The organism is Actinomycetota bacterium (genome assembly GCA_036280995.1).
Classification (GTDB): Bacteria; Actinomycetota; CALGFH01; order CALGFH01; family CALGFH01; genus CALGFH01.
On sequence record DASUPQ010000701.1, the window covers coordinates 1 to 8,584 of the forward strand.

At 73.5% G+C, this 8,584-nt stretch carries 8 protein-coding genes; all 8 read right to left on the minus strand.

What is annotated here, in order from left to right; genetic code table 11:
* Nucleotides 1–237: 237 nt before the first annotated feature.
* A complete protein-coding gene (locus VF468_23665) occupies nucleotides 238–546 on the minus strand; it encodes a hypothetical protein (protein ID HEX5881288.1) in 309 nt (102 codons plus the stop codon).
* Nucleotides 547–688: 142 nt separating this feature from the next.
* Nucleotides 689–1,504: a diaminopimelate epimerase gene (dapF, locus tag VF468_23670; protein ID HEX5881289.1), complete on the minus strand. Its 816-nt coding sequence runs from the start codon at nucleotides 1,502–1,504 to the stop codon at nucleotides 689–691.
* Between the two features lie 3 nt (nucleotides 1,505–1,507).
* The gene (gene miaA, locus VF468_23675; GenBank protein ID HEX5881290.1) at nucleotides 1,508–2,458 is read right to left on the minus strand and encodes a tRNA (adenosine(37)-N6)-dimethylallyltransferase MiaA; all 951 of its coding nucleotides are present in this window, start codon (nucleotides 2,456–2,458) and stop codon (nucleotides 1,508–1,510) included.
* Nucleotides 2,455–3,345 (minus strand): hypothetical protein, encoded by an 891-nt coding sequence (locus VF468_23680; protein HEX5881291.1) that lies wholly within the window; start codon nucleotides 3,343–3,345, stop codon nucleotides 2,455–2,457. Before VF468_23680 ends, miaA begins: the two co-directional genes overlap by 4 nt.
* Before the next feature lie 135 nt (nucleotides 3,346–3,480).
* Nucleotides 3,481–4,914 carry a tRNA (N6-isopentenyl adenosine(37)-C2)-methylthiotransferase MiaB gene (gene miaB / locus VF468_23685; GenBank protein ID HEX5881292.1) on the minus strand — a complete coding sequence of 478 codons (1,434 nt, stop codon included), beginning with the start codon at nucleotides 4,912–4,914 and terminating at the stop codon, nucleotides 3,481–3,483.
* 33 nt (nucleotides 4,915–4,947) lie between these two features.
* Nucleotides 4,948–6,522 carry a ribonuclease Y gene (rny, locus tag VF468_23690; protein HEX5881293.1) on the minus strand — a complete coding sequence of 525 codons (1,575 nt, stop codon included), beginning with the start codon at nucleotides 6,520–6,522 and terminating at the stop codon, nucleotides 4,948–4,950.
* A gap of 619 nt (nucleotides 6,523–7,141) precedes the next feature.
* The gene (locus VF468_23695) at nucleotides 7,142–7,684 is read right to left on the minus strand and encodes a regulatory protein RecX (protein HEX5881294.1); all 543 of its coding nucleotides are present in this window, start codon (nucleotides 7,682–7,684) and stop codon (nucleotides 7,142–7,144) included.
* 8 nt (nucleotides 7,685–7,692) lie between these two features.
* Nucleotides 7,693–8,584 (minus strand): recombinase RecA (gene recA / locus VF468_23700; GenBank protein HEX5881295.1); only part of this gene is annotated, 892 nt, incomplete at its 5' end.

Consider the following 8,584-nt stretch of genomic DNA (forward strand, 5'->3'; position numbering starts at 1 on the left):
CGGGATGGCGTCGATGCGGCGTGCGGTGCGCATGAGCTGGGCAGTCTCCTCGCGTGGAGGTCCGGCACGATCTGGCGATCGGAAGCCAGCAGCCTACCGCCCACCGCGCCCCGGCGCTCCGCCCGGCAGCCGGCCGGCCGGGGCCTGGCCAAGCGGTCGGTCGCAGGCACCCGGCGAACGGCCGAAATGGGGGGCTCCGGCGAGCGGCTGCTACCCGATGCTTCGCCTGGTGGCGGCTCAGCGGACCCGCAGCTCGCCGTTGCCGATCCGGGCCAGGGTGCCCTCGGTGCGCCGCCCCTCGGCCCGGTAGACGAAGTTGATGACCTCGCCTCCCTCCGCCCGCGCGATCGCGTCCGGCCCGGCCAGGACGTCCTGGACGTCGTCGTCCTGGCCGGGGCGGGCCACGAACCGGACCAGGTCGGCCTGGGCCGGGAAGCGCTGACCGTTGCCGGTGGTGTAGCCGAACAGGAGCCGGGCCAGCTCGGACTTGGAGTCGAGCGGCCGGTGCTCGGCGAGACGGTGATCGAAGACCAGCACGTCGTACATGGAGCCGCCCCTTCTGCACGGTTTGCGGCAGTCTACGCACGTTCCCGGGCAAACGGAACGTCGCGGCATCCAGCGACTGCCGCGAGAGGTTCGGGGTTCGGCGCGGGGTCCCCGGGGGCGGGCCAGGTTGGCGGCCGATCCGCTATCCGGCGGAGGTGAGGAAGTCCTCGGTCAGGGTGCCGTGGGCGACCTCGCGGGCGGGGCCGGTCATGCGGACGGTGCCGCCGGGGGACCAGTCGAGCTCGAGGCGGCCGCCGCGGAGCTCGATGGCCACCGGGCGGCCGGTCAGGCCCCGGGCCTGGGCGGCCACCGCGACCGCGCACGCGCCGGTGCCGCAGGCCAGGGTCTCGCCCACGCCCCGCTCCCAGGTGCGCTGGCGGACGGTGCCCGGGTCGACCACCTGGGCGAACTCGACGTTGGTCTTGGCCGGGAGGAAGGCCGGGTGGGTCTCCAGGGTGGGGCCGAGGGTGGTCACCGGCGCCTTGTCGACATCGTCCACGAACACCACCGCGTGCGGGTTGCCCATGGAGAGCACGGTGGCGGTGATCGGCTCGCCGTCCACGTCCAGCGTGCGCTCGTCCCCCAGCACCGGAGCGCCCATGTCCACCGTGACCCGGTCGATGCCGCCGCGGTCGTCGGCGTGCAGCTCCAGGTGCTTGACCCCGGCCCGGGTCTCCAGGTCGAACGAGCCGCCGACCAGGCCGCGGTCGCCCAGGTACTTGCCGACCACCCGGACGCCGTTGCCGCACATCTCGGCCACCGAGCCGTCGGCGTTGCGGTAGTCCATGAAGTAGGGCGCCTCGGTGCCCCGGGCGATGCGGATCAGGCCGTCCGCCCCGATCCCGAAGTGGCGGTCACAGACCGCTCTGACCAGCTCGGGGGTGATGCGGTAGCGGTCGGCCAGGTCCTCGACGACCACGAAGTCGTTGCCGGTCCCGTGTGCCTTGACGAACTCCACCCGTCAATCCTTCCCGAACGTCTCCAGGGCCCAGGCGACTCGCTCCGGCCCGGGAGGAAGGGTACTCCATCGCACCCGCGGGTCCCGCCGGAACCAGGCCAGCTGGCGGCGGGCGTAGGCCCGGGTCCGCCTGACCACCGCCTCCAGCGCCTCCGCGACCGGCGTGCCCTCCTCCATGGCGTCGAGGAGCTCCTTGTAGCCGAGGGCCTGGCGGGCCGTCCGGGACAAGGGCCGCTCGGCCAGCCGGCGGACCTCGTCGACCAGGCCGGCCTTGGCCATCGCCTCCACCCGCTCGGCCACCCTGGCCCGGAGCAGCTCGGCGCCCGGGTCGAGGCCGACCACGGTCAGGCGGTAGCGGGAGACAGGGTCGTCCATGGCCGCCCGGAACGACGAGAACGGCCGGCCGGTCAGCTCCATCACCTCGAGCGCCCGGACCGTGCGGCGCAGGTTGCCGGGCTGGATCCGGTCCGCCGCCGCCGGGTCGGCCGCGGCCAGCCTGGCGTACAGCTCGGGCAGGCCGACCGCGGCCGCCTCGGCCTCCAGCCGGGCCCGGACGGCCTGGTCGGTCGGGGGGAACACGAAGTCGTCGACCACGGCGTGGAAGTAGAGGCCGGACCCTCCCACCAGCAGCGGCACCCGTCCCCGGCCGAGCACCTCGGTGATCGCGGCCCTGGCCAGGGGCTGGAATCTCGCCACCGAGAACTCCTCCCCCGGCTCGACCAGGTCGACCAGGTGATGGGCCACCCGCGCCCGTTCCTCCGGGGTCGGCTTCGCCGTGCCGATGTCCATTCCCCGATAGACGAGCATCGCGTCGGCGCTCACCACCTCCGCCCCGAGCCGCTCGGCCAACGCCAGCGCCAGCTCGGTCTTCCCCGCCGCCGTCGGCCCCACCACCGCCAGCACAGGCCCCGGCCGCGGGTCGGCCGGCCCCGGGCGTGGTGGGGGAAGGGTCATGGCCGGAGGTCGCGCGGCGACGGGGGCAGGGTTGTATTGGGTCGTGGCGCGGTCAGGAGGGCGACCAGATAGCCCACGCCATAGGGCGCGTCGTCGTACAGGACCTGGCCGCGCAGGGGCGGTTCGCCCACGACCGACACCTCGCCGCCCGACCCCGGCCCGCCCGCCACCGGACCCTCGCCATCCACCCCGCCCCTGTCCCCGTGTGGCCCTGGGGCGCCGGACCCCGGCCCTTCGGCGAACGCGCCGGCGAGGGTCTGGAGGGGGACCCGGCCGGCGACGAGCAGGTCGGCGGCTTGGGCGGGGTCGAGGTCGAGGAGGCGGGCGGGGTCGCCGGAGCGGAATGCCTCGGCGATCGAGGCGTCGAAGCCGGCCGCCTCCTCCCGGAAGGCCCCTGGGGCCCGCTCGGTCCGGCATGCCGACAGATCGGCCATCGCCACCAGGCCGGTGGCGCCGAGCTGCTGGGCCGCGGTGGTCAGGGTGCGGCCGATTGCGGCGGCCGCGCCGGGGCCGAGCGAGCCGGGGACGGTGACGGCGGCCAGGCGGGCGGGCGGCGGATCGAGGGCGGCCAGGAGGTGGGCGGCGACGGTCAGGGACAGGGGCAGATGCCTGAGCCGGGCGGGTGGCGGGAGGCCTGGAAGGTCGAGGGCGACCAGAGCGGGGAGGGTGACCTCGACGTCGGCGCCGTAGGGCTGGAACGATCCGGCCGCCGCCGGTTCGGGCACGCCCCAGACCGGCCCGTCGCCGACGACGACGGTGATGTCGGCGGCGCCGAGGACCGTGGACAGGGCCTTGTGGCAGGCGGCCCGCAGCGTGTCGAGCTCGGCCGCGGCGACGCCGGCGAGCTCGGGCACGAGCAGGGGCGGGTGCGGCAGGACGGCCGCCACGACCGGGTGACGACCGGCGACCGGATGCTGACCGGCGACCGGGTGACCACCGGGAACCGGCTGAGGATCGGCGACCGGCTGTTCCCGGTGAGCGGCGGGCCGCGGGTCCCGGCCCTCACGCGGCATGGGCGACCCTCAGCCGACCAGCGGCAGGGGGACCGCCCGGGCGGGCAGCGGCCGCGGCGCCGGCGCCGCCCCGCACGACCCGGCGGCAGGTCGCCATGGCCGGTGGGCCAGCACCGGCCCCCCGACCAGGTGATGGGGGGCCGCCTGCTCGACCCGGACCGTCACCAGGTCCCCGGGCGCCACCGCGACGACACCCGTGACCGCCGGGGCCGGGAAGTGGCAGAGCTTGTTGGTCCGGGTGCGGCCCGACATGCGGGTGGGGTTGGTCTTGGAGGTGGACTGCTCGACCAGGAGCTCGACCTCGGTGCCGAGCAGGGCCCGGTTGGCCTCCAGGCTGACGCGCTCCTGGAGCTGGAGGAGGCGCTGGAAGCGGTCCTTGACCACGTCGGCGGGCACCTGGTCGGGCATGGAGGCGGCCTCGGTGCCGGGGCGGGGCGAGTACTGGAAGGTGAAGGCCGAGTCGAACCGGGCCTGCTCCACCAGGTCGAGGGTGTCGGCGAAGTCGGCCTCGGTCTCGCCCGGGAACCCGACGATGATGTCGGTGGAGAAGGCGACCCCGGGGATGGCGGCGCGCAGGCTGGCCAGGATCTCGAGGTAGCGGCGCCTGCGGTAGCCGCGGCGCATCAGCCGCAGGACCCGGTCGGAGCCCGACTGGAGCGGGAAGTGGACGTGCTCGCACAGGGGCCGGCAGCCGGCCATGGCCTCGACCACGTCGTCGCGGAAGTCCTTGGGGTTGGGGCTGGTGAAGCGGAGGCGCTCCAGGCCATCGACCCCGTCCAGGGCCCGGAGGAGGTCGCCGAACAGCTGGCGGTGGCCGGGCAGGTCGGTGCCGTAGGAGTTGACGTTCTGGCCGAGCAGGCTGACCTCGAGCACGCCGGCGTCGGCCAGGGCCTGGACCTCGGCGACCACGTCGCCGACCCGGCGGCTGCGCTCCTTGCCGCGCAGCTTGGGGACGATGCAGAAGGTGCAGGTGTTGTTGCAGCCGACGCTGATGGCCACCCAGGCCGACCACTCGCTGGCCCGCCGGGCCGGGAGGGCGGAGGGAAAGCGCTGCATCTCGTCGAAGAACTCGGCCTGGGCGGCGCCCTGCTCGCGGGCCCGGCGCACCAGGACGGGCAGGCTGTGCAGGTTGTGGGTGCCGAAGACCACGTCGACCCAGGGGGCGCGCTCCAGCACCCGGCCCTGGTCCTTCTGGGCGAGGCAGCCGCCGACGGCGATGGTCAGCCCGCGGCTGGCCTTGGTGGTGGCCAGGTGGCCGAGGGTGCCGTAGAGCTTGTTGTCGGCGTTCTCACGGACCGCGCAGGTGTTGAGCACGACCAGGTCGGCGTCGTCCAGCCCGGCGGCACGCTCCATGCCCTCGGCCTCGAGCAGCCCGGCCAGCCGCTCGGAGTCGTGCTCGTTCATCTGGCACCCGAAGGTGCGGATCAGGTATCGCTCACTCATCGCGCCGGATGGTACTCCGCCGGCCTGGTCATCTCACTTGGCGTACTCGATGCTGCGGATCTCGCGGACCACGGTGATCTTGATCTGGCCCGGGTACTGGAGCTCCTGCTCGACCCGCTTGGCCATGTCGCGGGCCAGCACCTGGGCGGCGACGTCGTCGACGTCCTCGGGCTTGACCATGATCCGGACCTCGCGGCCGGCCTGCATGGCGAAGACCTTGTCGACGCCCGGGTAGCTGCCGGCGATCTCCTCGAGGCGCTCCAGGCGCTTGACGTAGGACTCGAGCGTCTCCCGGCGGGCCCCGGGGCGGCCGCCCGAGATGGCGTCGGCGGCCTGGGTGAGCACGGCCTCGATGGTGCGCTGCTCGACCTCGCCGTGGTGGGCCTCGATGGCGTGGACGACCTCGGGACGCTCCTTGAGCCGGCGGGCCAGCTCGGCCCCGATGATGGCGTGTGAGCCCTCGACCTCGTGGGTGAGCGCCTTGCCGATGTCGTGCAGGAATCCGCAGCGCTTGGCCAGGGCGACGTCCATGCCCAGCTCGGAGGCCATGATGCCGGCCAGGTGGGCGGTCTCGATCAGGTGGCGGAGCACGTTCTGGCCGTAGGAGGTGCGGTACTTGAGCCGCCCGAGGACACGGACCAGCTCCGGGTGCAGGTCGGTGATGCCGACCTCGAGGCAGGCGTCCTCGCCGGCCCGGCGGACCTCCCCCTCGACCTCCTGCCGGGCCCGGTCGTAGGTCTCCTCAATGCGGGCCGGGTGGATGCGGCCGTCGGAGACCAGCTTCTCCAGGGTGAGGCGGCCGATCTCACGCCGGACCGGGTCGAAGCAGGACAGCAGGACCGCCTCGGGGGTGTCGTCGATGATGAGGTTGACGCCGGTGACGGCCTCGAAGGCGCGGATGTTGCGGCCCTCGCGGCCGATGATGCGGCCCTTCATGTCGTCGGAGGGCAGGGGCAGCACCGAGACGGTCGACTCGGAGGTCTGCTCGGAGGCGACCCGCTGGATGGCCAGGGTGACGATCTTGCGCGAGCGGCGGTCGGCCTCCTCCCGCGCCTGCTGCTCGAGGTCGCGGACCAGGCCCATGGCGTCGCGCTTGGCGTCCTCCTCGATCTGCTTCACGAGCAAGGCCTTGGCCTCGGCGGCGGTCATGGCCGCGACCTGCTCGAGGCGGCGGCGGTGCTCCTCGGAGGCGGACTCGAGCTCGGCCCGGGTCACCTCGAGGGCCTGCTCGCGGTCGTGCAGGGCGACCTCGCGCCGGTCGAGCAGGGTCGCCTTGGCATCCAGGCCCTCCTCCCGGCCGGCGATGCGGTCCTCGCGCTGCTGGACCTCGGCCAGGCGGGTCCGGGTCTCGACTTCGACCTCAGCTCGAAGCTTGGTCGCCTCGGTCTCGACGCCCTGGCGCAGCCGCAGGGCCTCGTCGCGGGCCTCCACGGCGGCCTCGCGGCGGGTGGTCTCGGCCTGCCGGCGGGCGTCCTCGAGCAGCGCCCTGGCCTGTTGCTCGGCCGACCCGAGCACGGTTGCGGACTGTTTGCGCTGGTACTGCGTTCCGATGAGAAACCCGACAACGATCCCGGCGAGCGCTCCGACGATGAGAACGACGGCCTCCATGGCGGCCTCCTTTGCAACCCCCATCCGGCCGGGGGAACCCGGCCGGCGAAAGCCACCCGGCGGCGCCACCGAGACCGTCTTGCCTGGAAACGGCAGCAGCGCCGAGCGGCGCCCGGCGCTGCAAAGACCCTTCGATTACGGTCCGAAGGTCGGGTCCGACGGAACGTTCGGGTGGGGACGCCGAGTCGCCGCTCCAGTCCCCAAGCAGGAAGGTCCGGTGAACAGTCGGTGTACCAAAGGTTACGTAATCAGAGGTTGAGCTCGGCGTCGCCGGGCCATCTCAGGGTAGGCCCGCCCGCCCCCCCGGTCAAGGAAGAGCAGGTCAGAAGGGGTGTCAACCCGGAATCAGCCGGTCCAAGCGATCGTCTCAGTCAAGCGAGACAACCTGTCCCACGGGGAGAGACAACCTGGCTCACCCCTTCGATCCAGTGGCCCTTCACCCAGTCGTACGGCATCGCGCTCCTGCCTAGCCGGTCCGCAGCGTCTCCCGCAGGGGACGCGCGTCGGCGGGCGCGGTGATCCGGCGCACGGTCGCGCCGCCGGTGTCCTCCCGCACGGTGGCGAGGTACTCCCGCGGGGTCGTGCCGCTGTCGGGGTCGATGCTCTCCGGGCCGGTGTCTCAGTCGAAGCCGACCAGGTCCCGGGCGACGGACTCGGCGAGCTCGGGCGGGTAGCCGCGGCGGGCCAGGTAGGTCGCCAGCCGCCGGAGCTGGGTCGGGGCGGGGAGGCCGGCGAGCTGGGCGAGCCGGGCCTCGGCGACCTGGCGGCAGCGGTCGGCGCGGTCCTCGGCCGGAACGGCGGCGTGGGCGGCCCGTTCCGCCACCGCCGGGTCGACGCCGCGGTCGCGGAGCTCGGCGGCGATCGCGGGCGCGTCCAGCCCCCGCTCCGCCCGGCCCTCGGCGACCGTCTGGGCCAGGGCGGCGTCGTCGACCAGGCCCACCCGTTCCAGCCGGTCGAGCGTCTCGGCGACCGCGGCCGCCTCGAAGCCACGGTCCTCCAGCCGCTGCCGCAACTCGGCCAGGGTCCGCGCCCGGCTCGTGAGCAGCCGCAGGGCGGCGGCGTGGGCGGCGTCCGCCGACCCCGCCCGCTCGCCGTCCAGCGGCGCTCCTCCCCCCGGCTGCACCCGCCGTTTCCTGACCGCCGCCCGTCGCCCGACCACCATCGTCCGGCTCAGAGCTTGTCCTGCTCCTTCGCTGCTCCCTTGGCCTGGGTGGGATCGGCGTCGAGGTCGGCGGGAGTGGGGGCGGGCGGGAGGCCGACGCCCAGCTGGGCCTTGATCTTCTCCTCGATCTCGCGGGCGAGCTCGGGGTTGTCGCGGAGGAAGTTGCGGGAGTTCTCACGTCCCTGACCGAGCTGGTCCCCGTCGTAGGTGAACCAGGCCCCCGACTTCTTGATGAGACCGACATCCACGCCGACGTCGAGCAGGCTCCCCTCCTTGGAGATCCCCTGGCCGTAGATGACGTCGAACTCGGCCGAGCGGAAGGGCGGGGCCAGCTTGTTCTTGACCACCTTGGCCCTGGTCCGGTTGCCGACGACCTCGGGACCGTCCTTCAGCGACTCGATCCGCCGCACGTCCAGCCGGACCGAGGCGTAGAACTTGAGCGCCCGCCCCCCGGAGGTGGTCTCGGGCGAGCCGAACAGCACCCCGATCTTCTCGCGGAGCTGGTTGATGAAGATGGCGGTGGTCTTGGACTTGGAGATGGTGCCGGAGAGCTTGCGGAGGGCCTGGCTCATGAGACGGGCCTGGAGGCCGACGTGGGAGTCGCCCATCTCGCCCTCGATCTCGGCCCGGGGGACCAGGGCGGCCACGGAGTCGACTACGATGACGTCGATGGCGCCCGAGCGGACCAGCATGTCGGCGATCTCGAGGGCCTGCTCGCCGGTGTCCGGCTGGGAGATCAGCAGCTCGTCGGTGTTGACCCCGAGGTTGCGGGCGTAGGTCACGTCCAGGGCGTGCTCGGCGTCGACGAAGGCGGCGATGCCGCCAGCCTTCTGGGCCTCGGCGATGATGTGCAGGGCCAGGGTCGTCTTGCCCGAGGCCTCGGGACCGTAGATCTCGACC